General features: G+C 64.4%; 18 protein-coding genes and 1 pseudogene. 7 read left to right on the forward strand and 12 right to left on the reverse strand.

Annotation, left to right across the window (positions count from 1 at the left end):
* The first annotated feature begins 20 nt into the window (after window positions 1-20).
* The 6 genes from BKY26_RS02635 to BKY26_RS02660 all read left to right on the forward strand — a co-directional run bounded on the left by BKY26_RS02635 (window position 21) and on the right by BKY26_RS02660 (window position 5897).
* Window positions 21-1337 (forward strand): ATPase, encoded by a 1317-nt coding sequence (locus tag BKY26_RS02635; RefSeq protein ID WP_071688849.1) that lies wholly within the window; start codon window positions 21-23, stop codon window positions 1335-1337.
* A gap of 129 nt (window positions 1338-1466) precedes the next feature.
* The gene (locus BKY26_RS02640; RefSeq protein ID WP_071688850.1) at window positions 1467-3875 is read left to right on the forward strand and encodes a ligase-associated DNA damage response DEXH box helicase; all 2409 of its coding nucleotides are present in this window, start codon (window positions 1467-1469) and stop codon (window positions 3873-3875) included.
* Between the two features lie 40 nt (window positions 3876-3915).
* Window positions 3916-4578: a ligase-associated DNA damage response endonuclease PdeM gene (pdeM, locus tag BKY26_RS02645; RefSeq protein WP_071688868.1), complete on the forward strand. Its 663-nt coding sequence runs from the start codon at window positions 3916-3918 to the stop codon at window positions 4576-4578.
* A gap of 78 nt (window positions 4579-4656) precedes the next feature.
* Entirely contained in the window at window positions 4657-5061 is a 405-nt protein-coding gene (locus tag BKY26_RS02650) for a PaaI family thioesterase (RefSeq protein WP_071688851.1), read from the forward strand.
* A gap of 34 nt (window positions 5062-5095) precedes the next feature.
* Window positions 5096-5440 (forward strand): ArsR/SmtB family transcription factor, encoded by a 345-nt coding sequence (locus BKY26_RS02655; protein ID WP_071688852.1) that lies wholly within the window; start codon window positions 5096-5098, stop codon window positions 5438-5440.
* Window positions 5430-5897, forward strand: a complete 468-nt coding sequence (locus tag BKY26_RS02660) for an SRPBCC domain-containing protein (protein ID WP_071688853.1) — start codon at window positions 5430-5432, stop codon at window positions 5895-5897. The genes BKY26_RS02655 and BKY26_RS02660 overlap by 11 nt, the downstream gene beginning before the upstream one ends.
* A gap of 18 nt (window positions 5898-5915) precedes the next feature.
* Here BKY26_RS02660 and BKY26_RS02665 read toward each other — a convergent pair whose 3' ends face one another.
* From BKY26_RS02665 to BKY26_RS02685, 5 genes are all read right to left on the reverse strand, one after another.
* The gene (locus tag BKY26_RS02665) at window positions 5916-6554 is read right to left on the reverse strand and encodes a CDGSH iron-sulfur domain-containing protein (RefSeq protein WP_071688854.1); all 639 of its coding nucleotides are present in this window, start codon (window positions 6552-6554) and stop codon (window positions 5916-5918) included.
* Between the two features lie 394 nt (window positions 6555-6948).
* The gene (folD, locus tag BKY26_RS02670) at window positions 6949-7848 is read right to left on the reverse strand and encodes a bifunctional methylenetetrahydrofolate dehydrogenase/methenyltetrahydrofolate cyclohydrolase FolD (protein WP_071688855.1); all 900 of its coding nucleotides are present in this window, start codon (window positions 7846-7848) and stop codon (window positions 6949-6951) included.
* A complete protein-coding gene (locus tag BKY26_RS02675) occupies window positions 7845-8162 on the reverse strand; it encodes a chorismate mutase (protein WP_071688856.1) in 318 nt (105 codons plus the stop codon). Before BKY26_RS02675 ends, folD begins: the two co-directional genes overlap by 4 nt.
* Window positions 8163-8165: 3 nt before the next feature.
* Window positions 8166-9059, reverse strand: coding sequence for a bifunctional 5,10-methylenetetrahydrofolate dehydrogenase/5,10-methenyltetrahydrofolate cyclohydrolase (locus BKY26_RS02680; RefSeq protein ID WP_071688857.1), 894 nt, complete (start codon window positions 9057-9059; stop codon window positions 8166-8168).
* 78 nt (window positions 9060-9137) lie between these two features.
* Complete coding sequence (locus BKY26_RS02685) at window positions 9138-10814, reverse strand: formate--tetrahydrofolate ligase (protein ID WP_071688858.1); 1677 nt, start codon at window positions 10812-10814, stop codon at window positions 9138-9140.
* A gap of 452 nt (window positions 10815-11266) precedes the next feature.
* On the opposite strand from BKY26_RS02685, the gene BKY26_RS02690 reads away from it, so the two are divergent.
* Window positions 11267-11617, forward strand: coding sequence for a hypothetical protein (locus tag BKY26_RS02690; protein ID WP_131541750.1), 351 nt, complete (start codon window positions 11267-11269; stop codon window positions 11615-11617).
* Here BKY26_RS02690 and BKY26_RS02695 read toward each other — a convergent pair.
* The 7 genes and pseudogenes from BKY26_RS02695 to BKY26_RS20585 form a co-directional block, all read right to left on the reverse strand.
* A complete protein-coding gene (locus BKY26_RS02695) occupies window positions 11614-12216 on the reverse strand; it encodes an MOSC domain-containing protein (RefSeq protein WP_071688860.1) in 603 nt (200 codons plus the stop codon). The genes BKY26_RS02690 and BKY26_RS02695 overlap by 4 nt on opposite strands.
* Window positions 12217-12336: 120 nt before the next feature.
* Window positions 12337-14253 carry an ATP-dependent zinc metalloprotease FtsH gene (ftsH, locus tag BKY26_RS02700; protein ID WP_071688861.1) on the reverse strand — a complete coding sequence of 639 codons (1917 nt, stop codon included), beginning with the start codon at window positions 14251-14253 and terminating at the stop codon, window positions 12337-12339.
* Between the two features lie 78 nt (window positions 14254-14331).
* The gene (gene tilS / locus BKY26_RS02705) at window positions 14332-15576 is read right to left on the reverse strand and encodes a tRNA lysidine(34) synthetase TilS (protein WP_083431292.1); all 1245 of its coding nucleotides are present in this window, start codon (window positions 15574-15576) and stop codon (window positions 14332-14334) included.
* A complete protein-coding gene (ybgF, locus tag BKY26_RS02710; RefSeq protein WP_071688862.1) occupies window positions 15573-16394 on the reverse strand; it encodes a tol-pal system protein YbgF in 822 nt (273 codons plus the stop codon). Before ybgF ends, tilS begins: the two co-directional genes overlap by 4 nt.
* A 3-nt stretch (window positions 16395-16397) precedes the next feature.
* Window positions 16398-16898 (reverse strand): peptidoglycan-associated lipoprotein Pal, encoded by a 501-nt coding sequence (gene pal, locus BKY26_RS02715; RefSeq protein ID WP_071688863.1) that lies wholly within the window; start codon window positions 16896-16898, stop codon window positions 16398-16400.
* An 89-nt stretch (window positions 16899-16987) separates the two neighbouring features.
* Complete coding sequence (gene tolB / locus BKY26_RS02720) at window positions 16988-18322, reverse strand: Tol-Pal system beta propeller repeat protein TolB (protein WP_071688864.1); 1335 nt, start codon at window positions 18320-18322, stop codon at window positions 16988-16990.
* 136 nt (window positions 18323-18458) lie between these two features.
* A pseudogene (locus tag BKY26_RS20585) lies at window positions 18459-18601 on the reverse strand (energy transducer TonB); the annotation flags it as partial.

Consider the following 18601-nt stretch of genomic DNA (forward strand, 5'->3'; position numbering starts at 1 on the left):
TGGCGAAAGGGTAACGCCCGATGAATATGCAAGCTGCTGACATGAACTCCTTTGCGCCGCCGATGCTGCGCAAGCTGGAAGATACCGGGCTGCAGATGGTGATGATGCGGGACATCCTGCTGAAGACCATCTTCCGCAAAAGCATCGAACAGACCAGCGCGATTGCCGAGGCGATCTGCCTGCCGATGCCGCTGACGCAGGCCCTGGTCGATATGCTGCGCGATATGGGGCTGTTGCAGGCCATGGGCACGCTGCATGCCACGTCTTCCTCGGAAATGGGCTATCAGCTGACCGATGCGGGCAAGGCGCGCGCCCTCGATGCGCTGTCGCAGTCGGAATATTACGGCGCCATGCCGATCCCGCTGGAGGCCTACAAGGAGCAGACCAAGCGCCAGTCGGTGAAGAACGTCCAGATAACCCGCGACGCGCTCAATGGCTCCATGGGGCATCTGATCCTGCCGCCCGGCCTGATCGACCAGCTTGGCCCTGCCGTCAGCTCCGGCCGGTCGGTGCTGATGTATGGCCCGCCGGGCAACGGCAAATCCTCCATCGCGGAAGGCATCCGCGCAGCCCTCGGCGATACGATCTACGTGCCGCGCGCCATTTCCTATGCGGGTCAGGTCATCACCCTCTTTGACCCGATCGTGCACACCCCCGTGGCACAGCCCACAGCCGAGGGCAGCAGCCTGCGCCGCCAGTCCAGCCGCTACGACACGCGCTATATCATGTGCAAGCGACCCACGGTGATGACGGGGGGCGAGCTATCGCTGTCGATGCTCGATCTCAACTACAACAAGACCTCACGCACATATCAGGCCTCGCTGCAGCTGAAATCCACCGGCGGCGTCTTCATCGTCGACGACCTTGGCCGCCAGGAAGAACCGCCGCAGGCGCTGATCAACCGCTGGATCGTCCCGATGGAGGTGGGTTACGACATTCTGACCCTGCAATCGGGCGAGAAATTCGAAGTTCCCTTCGATACGCTGGTGGTGTTTTCGACCAACTTCCACCCCAATGACCTGTTCGACGGCGCGGCGCTCCGGCGGATCTTCTTCAAGGTCAAGATCGACGGGCCGACCCAGTCGGAATTCCTCAAGATTTTCGCCATGGTCGCGAAGAAGAAGAAGGTGCCGCTGGACGAGGCCTCGCTGCTGCACCTGTTGAAGAAGAAATACCCTACGGTGGACAATATCTACGCAAACTACCACGCGCCGTTCCTGCTGGATCAGATCATCGCGATCTGCGAGTTCGAGGGCATCCCCTACCAGATGCGCCCCGATCTGGTGGACCGGGCTTGGGAAAACCTCTTCGTCAAGCAGGAAACCATCGCCCACTAGCGCCGGAAGGATTTTGCAAAATCCTTCAACGCGTTTTCAAAACGCGTCCCCGCGCCCCGTTCGAACGGCGGGTGCGGGCCGGACATCGCGCGCCTTTCCCGGCCCGGCTCTTTGCCCTATCTCTGAGGCATGACAGCCCTGCCCCCGATCATCGAAGACTGGTTTTCCCGGCAGGGCTGGCATCTCCACCCGCATCAGCGCGCCATGTTCGACCGTGCCGGGGACCCCGCCCTGATGCTCATCGCCCCGACCGGTGGCGGCAAGACCATGGCCGGGTTCCTTCCCACGCTGGCCGAACTGGCAGAGGGCGGGCATGAGGGACTGCACACGCTCTATGTCTCGCCCCTGAAGGCGCTCGCCGCCGATATCAAGCGCAACCTGCGCCGCCCGGTCGAGGAGATGGGCCTGCCGATCCGCATCGAGGACCGCACCGGCGACACCCCCCAAAGCCGCCGCAAACGCCAGCGCGCCGACCCGCCGCACATCCTTCTGACTACGCCCGAAAGCCTCGCCCTGCTGACCTCCTACGAGGATGCGGCCCACACCTTCTGCGGCCTCAAGCGTGTCATTGTCGACGAAATTCACGCCCTTGCCGAAAGCAAACGCGGCGACCAGCTTTTCCTTGCCCTCTCACGTCTGGAAACCCTCGCCCCCGGCCTGCGCCGCGTGGGCCTGTCGGCCACGGTCGAGGATCCACCCGCGCTGGCGCAGCTTCTGGCCCGCGCGCCGGATTCTTGCCCGATCCTTCATGCCGATCCCGGACCCGATCCAGATATCGCCATGCTGGAAACCGAGGAACGCCCCCCCTGGTCTGGCGGTGGTGGGGCCTATGCGATCCCGGCGGTGCTGGACCAGATCCGGCAGCACAAGACCACGCTCATTTTCCACAACACCCGCGCTCAGGCCGAGATTTTCTTTCATAATCTGTGGCTTGCCAATGAGGACGGGTTGCCCATCGGCATCCACCACGGGGCGCTCGCACGCGAACAGCGCGAACGGGTGGAGGCCGCGATGGTGGCGGGCGATCTGCGCGCCATCGTCTGCACCGGCACGCTCGATCTGGGCATCGACTGGGGCGATGTGGACCTCGTCATTCAGGTCGGCGCCCCCAAGAACGTCAAGCGATTGGTGCAGCGCATCGGCCGTGCCAACCACCGCTACAACGCGCCGTCAAAGGCGCTGCTGGTGCCCGCCAACCGGTTCGAAGTGGTGGAATGCGTGGCGGCGCTGGAGGCTGTGAAGGCACATGAACTTGATGGCGAGCCGCGCGGGCCAGGGCCTTTGGACGTGCTCTGCCAGCATATCTTGATCCGCGCTGCCGCCGGTCCCTTCGATGCCGACACCCTGTTCGCAGAAATCAAAACGGTCGGCGCCTATGCCAACCTGCCCCGCGCCACTTTCGACCGCTGCCTCGATTTCGCGGCGACCGGCGGCTATGCCCTGCGCGCCTATGATCAGTGGCAGCGGCTGGTGCAGCGCGCGGACGGCTCGTGGCAACTGCGCGACCCCAGGGGCGCGGCCCGCATCCGCATGAATATCGGCACCATCACCGACAGCGACAAGCTGAAGGTACAGCTCAAACACACCCGCGGCGGCAGGCCCCTAGGCGAGGTCGAGGAGGCCTTCGCCGCCACGCTCACCCAAGGCGACACATTCCTGATTGGTGGCCATATCGTCCGCTACGAAGGCTTGCGCGAAATGGTCGTCGAGGTCAGCCGCGACAAGGGCCGGAAGCCAAAGATCGCCGTCTTCTCCGGCACCAAATTCGCCACCTCCACCCAGCTTTCCGACCGCATCCTGGCGATGTTCCGGCAGCGCGACTGGCCCAACCTACCCCCGCATACCGCCGACTGGCTGGCACTGCAACGAGAGGTCTCCAGGCTACCCGAACGCGACCGGCTGCTTGTCGAGACCTTCCCCCATGACGGGCTGCACCACCTGTGTCTTTACGGCTTCGCGGGCAAGAACGCGCAGCAGACCCTTGGCCTTCTGGTCACGCAGCGGATGGAGGAACAGGGCCTCAATCCCATGGGTTTCGTCGCCACCGATTATGCCACGCTTATCTGGGGTCTCGACCCGGTCACTGATCCTGCACCGCTACTGTCACGCGAGGGGCTGCATCAGGCGCTGGAGGGCTGGCTGGCCGAAAACGCCGTGATGAAACGCACCTTCAAGACCTCTGCCATCGTGGCGGGCCTCATCGACCGCAACAGCCCCGGCGGCAAACGCAAATCCGGGCGGCAGGCGACGTTTTCCACCGATATCCTCTATGACACGCTGCGCAAATATGACCCCGATCACCTGATGCTGGACATCACGCGGGAAGAGGCCATGCGCGGGTTGGTGGATTTCGGCCGTGTGGAGGAGATGCTCGACCGCATCGGCCCCCGCATCGACCATCTGGACCTTTCCCGCGTCACCCCGCTGGCCGCCCCGATGTTCCTGGAGGTCGGCAAAGTCCCGGTCAAAGGCCGCGCCGAAGATGTGCTGATCGAACGCGAACGCACGGCGCTGATGCAGGCCGCCGGGCTGGCCTAGCCCCTTGCGCCACGCCGCGCCCCATGCGATGGAACAGACCATGAACGGATTGCCCTTCTCCTTCGCAGGTGAGACCCTGACCGCCCTGCCCTCCGGCGCGCTGCACTGGCCCGCGCGGCGGCTGCTTTGCGTCTCTGACCTGCATCTTGGCAAATCCGAGCGCATGGCAAGGCGTGGCGGCCCGATCCTGCCCCCCTATGAGGCACGTGAAACCCTCACCCGTCTCGATGCCGATATCCGCGCCACCGAGCCTGAAACGGTCATTTGCCTGGGCGATAGTTTCGACGATCTCGACGCCATGCGCGCGCTGGAGGATCAGGCCCGCGCCATGCTGACCACGCTCATGGCAGGCAGCCGATGGATCTGGATCGAGGGCAATCACGATGCCGGCCCCGTCGATCTTGGCGGCAGCCACCTTGAACAGCACCGGGAAGGCGCCCTCACCTTCCGCCATATCGCCACCTCTGACGCGACCGGCGAAATCTCCGGCCATTACCACCCCAAGGCCCGCATCCCGCTCAAGGCCCGCAGCCTCACCCGCCCCTGTTTCCTACGCGACGACACCCGCCTGATCCTGCCCGCCTATGGCACCTATACTGGCGGGCTGCACACGGACCGGCCGCCGCTCAGCACCCTGATGGGGCCGGGCGCACAGGCGATCCTGCTGGCCACTCCGCCCCTTGCCGTGCCCATGCCCCGCTAGACGACGCTGCGTTCTTTCCGCACCCGCTTGCCGCCCCCCCTGTCCCCCGGCAGGATAGCCGGACAGGGAGGACAGAACATGGACCAACGCATCCGCGACAGCTTCGACAAACAGGGGTTGATGACCAGCCTCGATGCCCGCATCGACAGCATCGCGCCGGGCCGTGTGGTGATCTCTGCCCCGATCCGGCCAGAGGCCAGCCAGCAGCACGGCTTTGCCCATGCGGGCCTGACCTTTGCACTGGGTGACAGTGCCGCGGGCTATTCGGCGCTGACCACCATGGCCGAAGGGGCCGAGGTGCTGACCGCCGAGATGAAGATCAACCTTGTCGCTCCTGCAGATGGCGCACGGCTGATTGCAACCGGCGAGGTGATCAAGCCTGGCCGCCGCCTTGTGGTGACGCGCGCCACGGTGGAAACCGAATACCCTGATGGCACCAGAAAACTCGTAGCGGTGCTTCAGGGAACAATGGTCCCGGTCTGACACCACCCTTGAAGACATAACCGAATCGTTATATATGGCTTCCGTTATGAATAGCTCGATGGACAGCCTCTTTGCGGCCCTCGCCGACCCCACCCGCCGCGCGATCGTCGATCAGCTGCGCAAGGGAGAGGCCAGCGCCGGCGATCTCGCCCGCCCCTTTGCCCTGTCGCAACCGGCCGTATCGCGCCACTTGCGCACCCTGCGCGAGGCGGGGCTGATCGACACCCGCCGCGCCGGGACGAAACGCATGTTCCGGCTGAAACCCCATCGACTTTCCGAACTCGACGCCTGGCTGGACAAGTTCCGGGCGATCATGGAGGCGAACTATTCCCGCCTCGACACCCTTCTGGCTCAAGAGGACCCCAAGGATGACACTTGAAACGAAACTTCAGGGCGACAGGCAGCTTGTCCTGACACGGGCCTTCGCCGCCCCGCCCGACCGCGTCTTCCGCGCCCATACCGAAGCCGACCTTGTTCGCCAGTGGATGTCTGGCGCAATGGGCTACGTGGTGGCCGATTGCACCTATGACGCCCGCCCCGGCGGCAGCTACCGGGTGGTCTGGGAAGGTGAGGATGATGAAATGCCCAGTTTCGAGGTTTCGGGCGAGTTTATCGCGCTCGACCCGCCGCACCGGATCGAACATGTGGAACGCATGCATCTGCCGGAGATGACCACCAGCGACAATCACATCGTCACGGAGTTTGCCGCGGACGCGGGCGGAACCCTGATGACCATGACCATGACATTCGACAGCAGCGAGGCACGGGACGAGGCGATTGCCACCGGCATGACCGAGGGGATGGAGGCCTGCTACCTGCAGCTCGATACGCTCTAGCGGCGGGCCACTGGCGGCTCAGCCCTCTTCCGAGGAAAACCCCGCCGGTTTGTGGCTACCGTCACAGAAAGGCTTGTTCGCAGACTGCCCGCAACGGCAGAGAAAGACCTTCTCCGCCCGCGCAATCTGCGCCCCGGTGCCGGAGGTGACCTCGACAGGGCCAACCAGCCCAACCGGCCCGTTTGGCACCGGACGCACCTCCAGCGCCTCGCCCATCCGCGTCTCGCTGTCCTTGTCCGACGGCGCGGGCTCTCCAGTCGCGGTGAACCCGGCTTTCACATGGGCATAGTCGCAAAACGGCTTGTTGGCGGATTGGCCGCAGCGGCAGAGCGTCATTCGGGTGAACCGCTCCTCCCCCATGCGCAGATCGCCCGACAGCTCCACCGGCCCGTTCTCCTGCACCCGGACCCGGTTGATGGGCTTGGGCCGCTCCTCGCCGCCCCCATCGAGCCGCCGGAAGGTCAGGGCCCCCGAGGGACAGGTGCGGATCATCGCCGCGATTTCTTCCGCCGGGGCCGCATCCGGTGTCACCCAGGGCCGCCGGGACGGGTCGAAGACCTGAGGCAGGCTGAGAAAACAATTGCGCGCATGAATGCAGCGCGACATCTCAAAGCTGATCTCGATATCGGTGCCGGTGTAACTGCGGGGCTTGGCCATGAGCGGGCTCCTGTTCTGCGCGGGGTCGCCCGCAGCCTAGACGCCCCGGGCGCACATCCCAATCAAAACATCGTCAACCATGTCCCGCACCCTCTCTTTCATCTTGGCGACAAATACCTCCGCCGGAGGCATCCCACCCTCACCACCAATCCGACCGCCAGAGAGGACAGAGCTGACGGCCTCCAAACCGATCCGAAGCACTCACCTCTCACCCCGCGCGGGGGAAGGGCCTTCCAAGGCCCTTGTGAAGAGGTTTCGAAACCTCTTCCCCGCGCAAGCGGCACTGGTGCAGGCCCGATCCGGCCAGTCTCGGAAATCCAGGTTTCGTCTACACGGGTGGTGTACGGGGGGTGTACAGGGGGTGTACGCATGGCACCCCCCTAATATCGGCCCGTCAGGCGGTCAGCCCTTCCGGCTCCGCCAGCCCGTTCGCCCGGCAGCAGGCGGTCAGCGTATTGGCCAGCAGGCAGGCGATGGTCATCGGCCCCACGCCCCCCGGCACCGGCGTGATCGCGCCCGCAACCTCGGCGCAGCTGGCATAGTCCACATCGCCCACCAGCTTGGTTTTCTCCGGGTTCTCCGGGTGCTGGATTCGGTTGATGCCCACGTCGATCACGGTGGCGCCCGGCTTGACCCAATCACCGGGGATCATCTCGGGCCGGCCCACGGCGGCCACCAGAATATCGGCGCCCTGACAGACAGCCGCCAGATCCTTGGTGCGCGAATGCGCGATCGTCACGGTACAGCTATCCCCCAGCAAAAGCTGGGCCATCGGCTTGCCCACGATGTTCGAGCGCCCCACCACGACCGCGTTCATGCCGGAAAGCGACCCATGGTGATCGCGCAGCATCATCAGGCAGCCCAGGGGCGTGCAGGGCACCATGCTTTTCTGCCCTGTGCCGAGCAGGCCCACGTTGGAGATGTGGAACCCGTCCACGTCCTTCGCAGGGTCTATCGAATTGATAACAAGGTCAGAATTCAGATGTCCGGGCAGCGGCAGCTGCACCAGGATGCCATGCACGGACGGATCGTTGTTCAGCCGAGAGATCAGCGCCAGCAGATCCTCTTCGGACGTGTCCGCTTCCAGTTTGTGCTCGTAGCTGTTCATGCCGACCTCGACGGTCTGCTTGCCCTTGGAGCGGACATAGACCTGGCTGGCCGGGTCCTCGCCCACCAGCACCACGGCAAGGCCGGGGGTGATGCCCTGTTCTTCCTTCAGCCGGGCCACATGCTCGGCGACCTGCGCGCGGACCTTGGCCGCGAAGGCCTTTCCGTCGATAATGGTTGCACTCATCCGTCTTTCCCTTCCTTGCCGATGACCCGCTCTTCGCGGGCGATCACCGTCTCAATCATGATCCGCCACATGGATTCCGCAAGATCCGCATCCATACCCGCCGCGTCTGCCCGCGCCCGGACGTGGTCCAGAACCTGACGCACCCGTGACGGGGCCGCCGCCGCGATGCCCTCGCGCGCCTTCAGTTCCGGCGCGCGGTCCGTGTAGCGCTGACGTTCAGCCAAAAGCACCAGCAGTTCCTCGTCAATCTCGTCGATGCAGCTGCGAAGCTCTGCCATTGACTGCACCGATCCCGGCGCGGGGCGATTGGTCATCGCTCAGACCTCCGTATTCGCAAAGGCGGCGCGGTAGTGATCCATCTGCATCCGCGTCGCCAGAACGGCGTTCTTCATTAGCGTGGCGACCGTCACCGGCCCGACCCCGCCGGGCACCGGCGTGATCCAGCCCGCCACGTCGGCGCAGCTGTCGAAATCGGCGTCGCCCACGGTTTTGGGGCCGTCCGCCGTTTCGATCCGGTTGATCCCGATATCAATCAGCGCCGCGCCGGGTTTCAGCATGTCGCCCGTCACCAGCCCCGGCTTGCCCACGGCCACGAAAACCGCGTCGGCGGCGCGGCTGTGCATCGCGACGGAGCGGGTCATGTGGTGGCAGACGGTCACGGTCGCACCGAGCCCCATCAGCAGGAAGGCAATCGGTTTGCCCACGATCTCGGAATGGCCGATCACGGTGACGTTCAGCCCCTCCATCGGCAGGGGCAGCGTCTTGAGGATTTCCACGGCGGCAACGGCGGTACAGGGTCCAAGCGCAAGGTCGTTATAGACGATGTTCCCGATGGACGCAGGGTGCATCCCCTCAACATCCTTCAGCGGGTGCACGGATTTTTGCAGCACCTTTACCGGGATGTGGTCGGGCAGAGGGCGCTGGATGATGATGCCGTTCACGCGCGGGTCGGCGTTCAGGCCCTGAAGGATCCCGATCAGCTGTTCCAGCGAGGTTTCCGCCGGGTAGTTTCGCGCCTCGAACTCAACCCCTGCGCTCTCGGCGCTCCTTTGCTGGTTGCGCACGTAGAGTTCGGCCGCAGCGGTATCGCCCACGGAAATCGACACCAGCTTGGGCTGCCAGCCTGCGGCAGCCAGTTCCTCTGCCTCAGCCGCCACGCGGGCGCGCATGTCTGCCGCGATGGATTTGCCGTCGATCAGGGCTGCACGCATATGCGGGAAATCCTCATGTCGTATCTTGGAAATCGCATGGAAAAGGGGCGGCCCGAAAGCCGCCCCATTGTTCGGACCTCAGAACAGACCTTCGACAAGGCCTTCTTCGTTGATGCGGATGGTTTCCGCCGCAGGTTTGCGCGGCAGGCCCGGCATGGTCATGATCTCACCGCAGATCACCACGACGAAGCCAGCACCGGCAGATAGGCGCACTTCGCGCACCGGAACCGAATGGCCCGTGGGCGCGCCACGGCGGTTCGGGTCGGTGGTGAAGGAGTACTGGGTTTTCGCCATGCAGACCGGCAGGTTGCCATAGCCCTGGTCTTCCCATTCCTTCAGCTGGTTGCGGATCTTGCCATCGGCCAGAACCTCGTCGGCGCGGTAGATGCGCTTGGCGACGGTTTCGATCTTCTCGAAGAGGCTGAGGTCGTCACTGTAGAGCGGCGCGAAGTTGGCCATGTCGGCGTCGGCGATTTCCGCCACGCGGGTGGCCAGCTCCTTGGTGCCTTCCGAGCCCTTGGCCCAGTGCTGGCAGAGGATCGCCTCCGATCCCATTTCGGTCACGTAGTCCTTGACCGCCTGCACCTCTGCGTCGGTGTCGGTCACGAAGTGGTTGATCGCCACGACGACCGGGACGCCGAAGGATTTGACGTTCTCGATGTGACGGCCAAGGTTCGGGCAGCCCTTCTTGACGGCCTCGACGTTTTCCGGGCCCAAATCTGCCTTGGCGACGCCGCCGTTCATCTTCATCGCGCGCACGGTGGCGACAACCACTACGACGGAAGGCGCGAGGCCCGCCTTGCGGCACTTGATGTTCATGAACTTCTCGGCCCCGAGGTCGGCGCCAAAGCCCGCTTCGGTCACCACGTAATCGGCCAGTTTCAGCGCGGTCGTGGTGGCGGTGACGGAGTTACAGCCATGGGCGATGTTGGCGAACGGACCGCCATGCACGAAGGCGGGGTTGTTTTCCAGCGTCTGCACCAGGTTCGGCTGCATCGCGTCGCGCAGCAGAACGGTCATGGCGCCATCGGCCTTGATGTCGCGCGCATAGATCGGGCTGCGGTCGCGGCGGTAGGCCACGATCATGTCACCCAGACGGCGCTGCAGGTCGGCCAGATCCTTGGCGAGGCAGAGGATCGCCATGACCTCGGAGGCCACGGTGATGTCGAACCCGGTCTGACGCGGGAAGCCGTTGGCGACGCCACCCAGAGAAGTCACGGTATCGCGCAGGGCGCGGTCGTTCATGTCGAGCACACGACGCCAGGACACGCGGCGCTCGTCAATCTCCAGCTCGTTGCCCCAGTAGATGTGGTTGTCGATCATCGCCGACAGCAGGTTGTGCGCGGCGGTGATGGCGTGGAAGTCGCCGGTGAAGTGGAGGTTCATTTCCTCCATCGGAACGACCTGAGCATAACCGCCGCCAGCCGCGCCGCCCTTCATGCCGAAATTCGGCCCGAGCGAGGCTTCGCGGATGCAGATCGCGGCGTTCTTGCCGATGGCGCAGAGCCCGTCGCCCAGACCCACGGTGGTGGTGGTCTTGCCCTCGCCCGCCGGGGTCGGGTTGATCGCGGTCACGAGGATCAGCTTGCCGTTCTGGCGGTCCTGAACGGAGTTGATGAAGTCCTGGCTGACCTTGGCCTTGTCATGGCCGTAGGGCAGCAGGTGATCGGACGGGATGCCAAGCTTGTCGCCGATCTCCTGGATCGGGCGTTTCTTTGCTTCGCGGGCGATTTCGATATCGGTCTTGAAGGCCATTTTGAGTCGGTCCTGTTGGCAGGGGGCAGTTATCTGGACACAGCCATAGCGAGAAAGCCCCGACCGGACAGGGGCGTTTCCGACGTTTTCCGGCTTTCATCCGCCAATTCTCGTTTCCGATACGCGGCATGAAAAAACTTTTGAACCGGGGCGGGCCGCCAAACGACAGATTGATACACAACGCGCCATATCGTTCTGGAGAATTCAAATGTCCGCACCCATCGTTCTGATCCACGCAGGTTTCGCTTTCGGTGTCAGCCTTGCCGTGACGGTTCTGGCATTGGTATGAGTTTTCAGCGTCCGGTCTTTCTGCCGGGCCACATTGTTTCCTTCCGCAGGACCTGAGCGTGATTGACGCAAAAGACCAGGATCCGGCATTTCCCCAAAGGCCCCGAAGATGGCGACAGGTCATCCGGGGCCTTGATTGGTTAAGCCTTCTCTTTGTCGGCTACATGGTCATTGGCGGGCTGATCCGATCCCGCCTTCCTGACCGGGCCTATTCAGAAGACTCCTGGTATGGCTGCCGGCTGACGAGCGGCTGGTTCCATTTCTCTGCCCATTGCCCGGATACCGGTTTGGGCCGCGTCGTGGAATTCTGGGTCGAGAGCACCTTCACGATGCGAATGTTTCCTATTGCCCTTCTGAACGGAAACATGCTGTCCGGCCATCAGCCCTGGTACCAGATCGCCCCGGCCATGGCGTTCGCGGTGCTTCAGATCGCCCTGTTCCTCTGGCTGGCCGTCCTGCTGATCAGACTGTCCATCCGGGGTGCTCTCTGGGCCTTTCGCACCCTGCGGGCCTAGTCCAGCCCGCGCGCCTTGGTCAGATGCGGCCAGACCGGCTGATCGGGGATATGCAGGCGCAGTTCATCTCCCACGCTTAGCAAGCCTTCCCGTTCCACCCAGGCCGTCACCCCGCGCCGCCCCTGTGCCGCTGTCTTGAAGGCCTTGCCATGGCCCGGCCCTTCTGCGTCGATGGGTTTCGCAGGCAGGTGACAGGGGCGGTTTTCCATGTCGATGACCAGCGTCACGCCATCGGGCCCCTGCAGGCGCGACGACGGCGGCACATGGGTGAAATCGGGGATGCCCTCGATCACGAGGCTTGCCCCGACAAGCGCGGGGTCGAGCGCGTCCACCCCCATTTCGGCGGCGGTTGCAGCAAGCTCCTCGGCGCTGAGCACCGTCAGTTGCCGCACATTGCGGATTTCGGTGCCCCTCGGATGCTGGGAGATCACGCGGCTGCAGGAGGGCCGAGTCAGACCTGCATGGGTCTCTTCCTCATACCCGCCAAATCCGAGCGCCATACTGTCCAAGGACCGCGACGGCAGGCCCGCCTCACGGTCGGGATTGGCCCCAAGCCAGACCACGCGCGCGGTGAAGGAGGCGGGGAGCAAGGCGGGCATGGGATTTCCTTTCCGGTTGACGCGCCCAGATGTGACGCGAGGGCCGGAAAGGTGCAAGGGACAGATCGCGGAAAAGAAGAACCCCGGCGCTGAGGCCGGGGTTTTCGCAATCCGTTTCGATCAGGTGGTCGGCTCAGGCTCCAGGCTGCCATCGTCCGACGGCTTGGCCTTGGGTTTGGTCTTGGGGATGGCCGTGACCGAGGCTGTGCCGCCGGTATCGGTATCGTCGTCATCCTCGCCCCGATTGAGCGGCTCACCCGCGATCACCTTGGTGATCTCGTTGCCGGTCAGCGTTTCGTATTCCAACAGGCCCTGCGCCAGACGTTCCAGATCATCTGCCTTTTCGGTCAGGATGCGCTTGGCGGTCTGGTAGCCTTCGTCCACCAGTTCCTTGACCTTGTCGTCAATGACCTTCTGCGTCGCCGCCGAATGGTTGGTGCCACCGCCGTAAGACCCCAGATGCGACTGCTGTTCATTGGCATAGTCGACATAGCCCAGTTCTTCGGCAAAGCCGAACTGGGTCACCATCGCGCGGGCGATCCGGGTCACCTGCTGGATGTCCGATGCCGCGCCGGAGGTCACGTTTTCCGGGCCGAAGATCAGCTCTTCCGCGACGCGCCCGCCCATGGCCATGGCGATCTTGGAGGTGTATTTGGTGTAGCTTACCGACAGCTGGTCGCGTTCGGGCAGCGACAGCACGAGGCCGAGCGCCCGGCCACGCGGAATGATCGTCGCCTTGTGGATCGGATCGTGCTGCGGAACGTTGAGGCCGACAATCGCATGCCCGGCCTCGTGATAGGCGGTCAGCTTCTTCTCGTCCTCGGTCATGACCATGGACCGGCGTTCGGCCCCCATCATCACCTTGTCCTTGGCGTTCTCGAAATCCTCCATCGTCACGAAACGACGGCCGACGCGGGCAGCCATCAGCGCCGCCTCGTTCACGAGGTTGGCCAGATCAGCACCCGAGAAACCCGGCGTGCCGCGCGCAATGATGCGCAGGTCCACATCCGGGCCCAGAGGCACCTTGCGGGCGTGAACGCCGAGGATCTTCTCGCGGCCCTTGATGTCGGGATTGGGCACCTGCACCTGGCGGTCGAACCGGCCCGGACGCAGAAGCGCGGGGTCCAGCACGTCGGGGCGGTTGGTGGCCGCGACGATGATGATGCCTTCATTGGCCTCGAACCCGTCCATTTCCACCAGCAGCTGGTTCAGCGTCTGTTCGCGTTCATCATTGCCGCCGCCATAGCCCACGCCACGGCTGCGCCCCACGGCGTCGATCTCGTCGATGAAGACGATACAGGGCGCGTTCTTCTTGGCCTGCTCGAACATGTCACGGACACGGCTTGCACCCACACCCACGAACATTTCCACGAAGTCGGAGCCCGAGATGGTGAAGAAGGGCACACCCGCCTCACCCGCAATCGCGCGGGCCAGCAGCGTCTTACCGGTGCCCGGAGGGCCGACCAGCAGCGCGCCCTTGGGGATCTTGCCGCCAAGGCGGCTGAACTTCTGCGGATTGCGCAGGAACTCGACGATCTCTTCCAGCTCTTCCTTGGCCTCGTCGATGCCTGCCACGTCATCAAAGGTCACGCGTCCATGCTTCTCCGTCAGCAGCTTGGCCTTGGATTTGCCAAAGCCCATGGCCCCGCCGCGCCCGCCGCCCTGCATGCGGTTCATGAAGAAGATCCACACGCCGATCAGCACCAGCACCGGCAGCCACATCATCAGACCGGCCATGAAGCCCGACTGTTCCTGCGGCCGTGCCTGGATGCGCACGTCATTTTCCAGCAGCACCGGGGTCACGTCGACCTCGGACGGACGGGTCGTTTCGAACGTGCCCTGCCCGGTGGTGAACTGGATCGTTTCGCCATCGAGCACCACGTTGCTGACAGACCCGCTCTCGACCTGCGCGATGAAGTCGGAATAGGCGACGCTGCGCGCGCTCACCGTAGACTGGTTGCCGCTGAACAGATTGAACAGAGCAAGGATCAACAGAAACAGGATGACCCAGAAGGCGATATTTCTCGCATTGCCCAAGAGAATTCTCCTTACATAGGCGCCCGGGGAAGGTCCGCGCCGGACACTGTGCCTAAAATAGGCATGCAGCCCCTGACTTCAATGCGATTTTAACGCGGCGTGAAAACCCGCCGATGCGGCATATTCGCAACGGATTGCGTCGTCGTTCCAGAAACCGGGTACGGCAAGCAGAAGATCGCCCTGCCAGACCCCCGGCCAGGACAGCAAAGCGGCATGGGGCAGACCCGTGGGACGGTCCCATTGCGCAAGGCCGTGCTCCCCCAAGGCACGGATCGTGGCAGCGGGTTGATCAGGGGCCAGAACACGCCAGCGCCCGTCCCAAAGCGTTTGACCGTCAGCCGGGGCCGACAGATCGGCGACCGCCTTGAATTCACGCACCAATATCAGGCCGTCCCGCGACGGAATCAGGCGGCAGCCCTGCAAGGTGCCCCCCTGCCCCTCCAGCGCGCGGTCGAGCGTGGCCGAAAGCGAGGCAAGCCGCGGTTTGTAGGGGGCCCCCGACAGGCAGGCCAGCCCGTGCGACACCAACCGAAGGCGGGTTTCCTCTTCGGTCCGCTCCAGTCCGCCGCGGTCGAAGATCAGCAGCCCCTGTCGGTCGGTCACGATCCGGTCAGCCACGTCCCGCGCCCGCGCCAGCAGAGCAACCCGCGCCCGCGCAATCGAGGCGGCAGTGTCGGCAAGGCGGGTGGCATCGATTCCAAAGGGGGCCAATTGCGTCAGCAGCCGTCGTGCCCGCACCCGGTCATAGCGGGGGTCGTCATTGGTGGGATCTTCGATCCAGCGCATGCCCTGCCGGGTCAGCCAGATGCGCAGGTCGGCGCGGCTCTCACCAAGCACCGGGCGGAGGATGTCATCACGGCCAAAGCGGCCCTCTGGCATCGCTGACAGCCCATCCACCCCCGATCCGCGCGCCAGCCGCATCAGCACGGTTTCCGCCTGATCGTCCTGTGTGTGGCCCAGAAGGATCGCACCGATCCCTTCACGGGCGCAAAACGCGCGCATCAGGCCATAGCGCGCATCCCGCGCGGCGGCCTGCAGATTGCCCTTGCCGTCCCACCCGGTCCAGTAAAGCGTGTCGTACTGCGCCCCCATGCGCATCGCCTCACGCGCGACCAGCAGGGCCTCGTCGCCCGCCTCTGGCCGCAGCCCATGATCGACCGTCAGCGCATGGATACGACAGTGGTTTTCCTCGGCCCAGTCACAGGCCAGCCCAAGCAACGCCAGCGAATCCCCGCCGCCGGAAACCGCGACCGCCAGCCTTTCGGGCCGGTGTCCCGCCAGCAGCCGCTCCATCGCGGCGGCAAAGCGGGCATCAAGCGTCAATTGCAGCCGATCCGAGTCATGGCGGCGCGCGCCTCCAGTACGATGGGAGAGGAGGGATAACGGATTTCCACCTCGCCAAGAGTCAGGCAGGCCTCGTCGCGCTGTCCCAATTCGTTGAGACTTGTCCCCAAACGGTACAGACTTTCGGGGGCACGGGGGGCGTCCGGCGCACCGCTGAAGCTGGCCAGATAGGCCCGCGCAGCCCGGTTCCAGGCACCTTGAGCGGCCTCGGCCTCGCCCCGCCAGAAATGCGCCTCGGCGCTGAGTGCACCGCCGGGATAGGTGTCAGTATAGGCCTGGAACCCCTGCGCGGCCCCCGCGAAATCGCCTTCATCATAGGCCGCCATCGCGCGGTCGAAATCGCTTTGCTCGGCTTCGGCAAGGCGCGGTCCGTTGGAGCCGCTCGTCACCGGCAGGGCTGGCGTTGCAACCGGCGCGCTGCCACCGCCAAGCGTCGGCGTGTCGCCAAGTGAGCCGATATCGCAATCGTCCTCCAGCTCGCACAGGCGGAATTCCAGGTCACCGATGCGATTGGTGCCGTCGGACACGATGCTGTCCACGCGGATCTGCAAATCTTCCGTGGCACTGGTCAGGCGGCGCAGTTCGCGTTCGATTGCGTCGACGCGTTCCAGCGTACTGCCCCCGCCAGTGCCCGTCACCCCGCCAGTGGTGGAAAGCTCCGTGCGCAGGCGCTGGATCTCGACCCAGAGGACCGACAATTCCTGGCGGATATCGGCCAGCGTCTCGGACCGGCTTTGCGCCAGCGCTGCCGGGGTGGGCAGCGCCAGGACAAGGGCGAAGATCAGCGCGCGCCGCATGGATCAGGCCCCCGTTCCGATTTCCAGCACGGTCACCGCGCGGCGGTTCTGGCGGTAGCAGCTTTCCTCGGAACAGATCGCAAGCGGGCGTTCCTTGCCGTAGCTGATGGTCCGCAAACGTGCCTCGGTAATGCCACGGGTCAGCAGATAGTCGCGCACGGCAGCGGCCCGGCGCGCGCCAAGGGCGAGGTTGTAGTCACGCGTGCCCTGTTCATCGGCATGGCCTTCGATCAGTGCGTTGTATTCCATGTTGCGCAGCAGCCAGTCGGCCTGATCGTCCAGCGTCGCGCGGCCTTCGGCGGTCAGGGTGGATTGATCGACTTCGAACAGCACCCGGTCACCCACGGTTTCGTTGAAATAGGCCACCGAGTTGGGATCACCCGCCGCACCCGCACCGGCACCTGCGCCGCCACCCATGCGATTGTCACCGAAGTAACGGTTATCGCCGCAGGCCGTAAGACCAAGCACCGCGACCAGAAGGGTCAGTTTCAGAAAGAGTTTCATCCTGCGTCGTCCTCGTTATCGCGCTTTTCATTGGCGCAAGGGTATCACGGGCGGGCCTTCGTGAACATGCCCCCTGCCCGCTGGAATTGTTATTGCAACTGCGGCGACCAAGCGGGGTCGGAGGCCATGCCGGGGGTCGACACGCGTTGCAGGTTGCGGCCCGAAATATCGACCGAGTAAATAGCGGGCGCGCCATCGGCCCCGGCGGTTTCGCGGGTAAACATGATCACCCGGCCATTGGGCGCCCATGTGGGGCCTTCGTCCAGGAATGACGACGTAAGCAGACGTTCCTCGGACCCGTCGGTGCGCATCACACCGATATGAAAGCGCCCATCCTGCTGGTTGGTGAACGCGATGAGATCACCGCGCGGCGACCAGACGGGGGTGCCATAGCGGCCCTCGTTGCGGCTGATACGGCGGGCGTCTCCGCCATTTGCGGACATGATATAGAGCTGCTGAGACCCCGAGCGGTCGCTTTCAAAGACGATCTGGCTGCCATCTGGCGAGAAACTGGGGGCGGTCTCGATCGAGGGCGCGTCGGTCAGGCGGCGGCGGTCCCCCGTTGACAGGTTCAGCAGGTAGATGTCGGTATTTCCACCCCGCTCTTCCGAATAGACAACGCTGCGCCCGTCGGGCGAGAACCGGGGGCTGAAGGTCATGGCCAGGCTGTTCTCGGACAGCGGACGGCTGCGGACGGTCGCCAGATCCATCAGATAGACCTGCGGGGTGCCGCTTTCGTAGCTGGTGTATAGGATGCGATCCCCGGTCGGCGAAAAGCGCGGGGCCAGCACCAAAGACCGGCTGTCGGTCAGGAACTGCACATTCGCTCCGTCGTAATCCATGATCGAGATGCGGCGCAGGCGGGCGTTCTTGGGGCCCTCCTGCGCGACGAACACCACGCGGCTGTCGAAATAGCCGCTTTCGCCGGTGATCCGTTCATAGACGTGATCGGCCACCGTATGGGCCATGCGCCGCCAGCTGTCGGGGCTGCCCACGAATTGCAGGCCCGAGCCGAGCGGCTGTTCCGAGAACACGTCAAAGAGCCGGAAGCGCACCACAAGCTGCCCGCCCTCCATCGTCACCGATCCGGTGATCAGCGCCTGCGCGTTGATGGCTTGCCAGTCGCTCCATTGTACCGGGCTGTCAAAGCTGGTCACGGAGGAGATATGCGCGCTGCGCGGCACTTCGCGGAACAGGCCGGTGCCGACCAGATCAGCGGCAATCACGCGGGTGATATCGCTGGCCGCGTCTGTGGCTGCGCTGTTTCCTGCGATGAATTCCGGCAGGGCGAAGGGCAAGGGCTCGATCACACCTTCGGTGATCTCGATCCGCAGAGGGCCGGGGCTTTGCGCAGTGGCGGGCTGCGCACTCAGCGCGGCAACGGCCAGCAAAGAGGCCAGCAGGGCGTGAAACAGACGAGTCATTTATGGCTCAACTCCTCGGGGCGGAAGGTCATCATTGAAATATCGCACGGATTATAGCGATCACATAGAAGATCGGAACCCGGCCCGTGTCGGCAGGTTCTTGCGCCTTGGGCGCGAAGGGGGCGGACCTGACGCATCATCTGAGCCGCATCTCCTCGGGGTTGAAGGTGATCTCCAGCACCCGCCAGTGGTCATAGCTTTCCTCGGGTAGATCATAGCCATTGGCCCCGCAACGGATCACCGCCCGGCGCGCCGCCTCATAGGCCTGGCGGGCCGCCG

This window comes from Nioella sediminis (assembly GCF_001879695.1).
Lineage (GTDB): Bacteria > Pseudomonadota > Alphaproteobacteria > Rhodobacterales > Rhodobacteraceae > Nioella > Nioella sediminis.

Bases quoted from the DNA above. Each gene is read 5' to 3' on its own strand.
- BKY26_RS02675 (WP_071688856.1), bottom strand. From the start codon at position 8,162: ATGACCAATCGCCCCGCGCCGGGATCGGTGCAGTCAATGGCAGAGCTT.
- folD (WP_071688855.1), bottom strand. From the start codon at position 7,848: ATGAGTGCAACCATTATCGACGGAAAGGCCTTCGCGGCCAAGGTCCGC.
- tolB (WP_071688864.1), bottom strand. From the start codon at position 18,322: ATGACTCGTCTGTTTCACGCCCTGCTGGCCTCTTTGCTGGCCGTTGCC.
- BKY26_RS02655 (WP_071688852.1), top strand. From the start codon at position 5,096: ATGGCTTCCGTTATGAATAGCTCGATGGACAGCCTCTTTGCGGCCCTC.
- BKY26_RS02665 (WP_071688854.1), bottom strand. From the start codon at position 6,554: ATGGCCAAGCCCCGCAGTTACACCGGCACCGATATCGAGATCAGCTTT.
- BKY26_RS02680 (WP_071688857.1), bottom strand. From the start codon at position 9,059: ATGCGTGCAGCCCTGATCGACGGCAAATCCATCGCGGCAGACATGCGC.
- BKY26_RS02635 (WP_071688849.1), top strand. From the start codon at position 21: ATGAATATGCAAGCTGCTGACATGAACTCCTTTGCGCCGCCGATGCTG.
- BKY26_RS02690 (WP_131541750.1), top strand. From the start codon at position 11,267: ATGGTCATTGGCGGGCTGATCCGATCCCGCCTTCCTGACCGGGCCTAT.
- BKY26_RS02695 (WP_071688860.1), bottom strand. From the start codon at position 12,216: ATGCCCGCCTTGCTCCCCGCCTCCTTCACCGCGCGCGTGGTCTGGCTT.
- BKY26_RS02685 (WP_071688858.1), bottom strand. From the start codon at position 10,814: ATGGCCTTCAAGACCGATATCGAAATCGCCCGCGAAGCAAAGAAACGC.
- pdeM (WP_071688868.1), top strand. From the start codon at position 3,916: ATGAACGGATTGCCCTTCTCCTTCGCAGGTGAGACCCTGACCGCCCTG.
- pal (WP_071688863.1), bottom strand. From the start codon at position 16,898: ATGAAACTCTTTCTGAAACTGACCCTTCTGGTCGCGGTGCTTGGTCTT.
- ybgF (WP_071688862.1), bottom strand. From the start codon at position 16,394: ATGCGGCGCGCGCTGATCTTCGCCCTTGTCCTGGCGCTGCCCACCCCG.
- BKY26_RS02650 (WP_071688851.1), top strand. From the start codon at position 4,657: ATGGACCAACGCATCCGCGACAGCTTCGACAAACAGGGGTTGATGACC.
- BKY26_RS02660 (WP_071688853.1), top strand. From the start codon at position 5,430: ATGACACTTGAAACGAAACTTCAGGGCGACAGGCAGCTTGTCCTGACA.
- BKY26_RS02640 (WP_071688850.1), top strand. From the start codon at position 1,467: ATGACAGCCCTGCCCCCGATCATCGAAGACTGGTTTTCCCGGCAGGGC.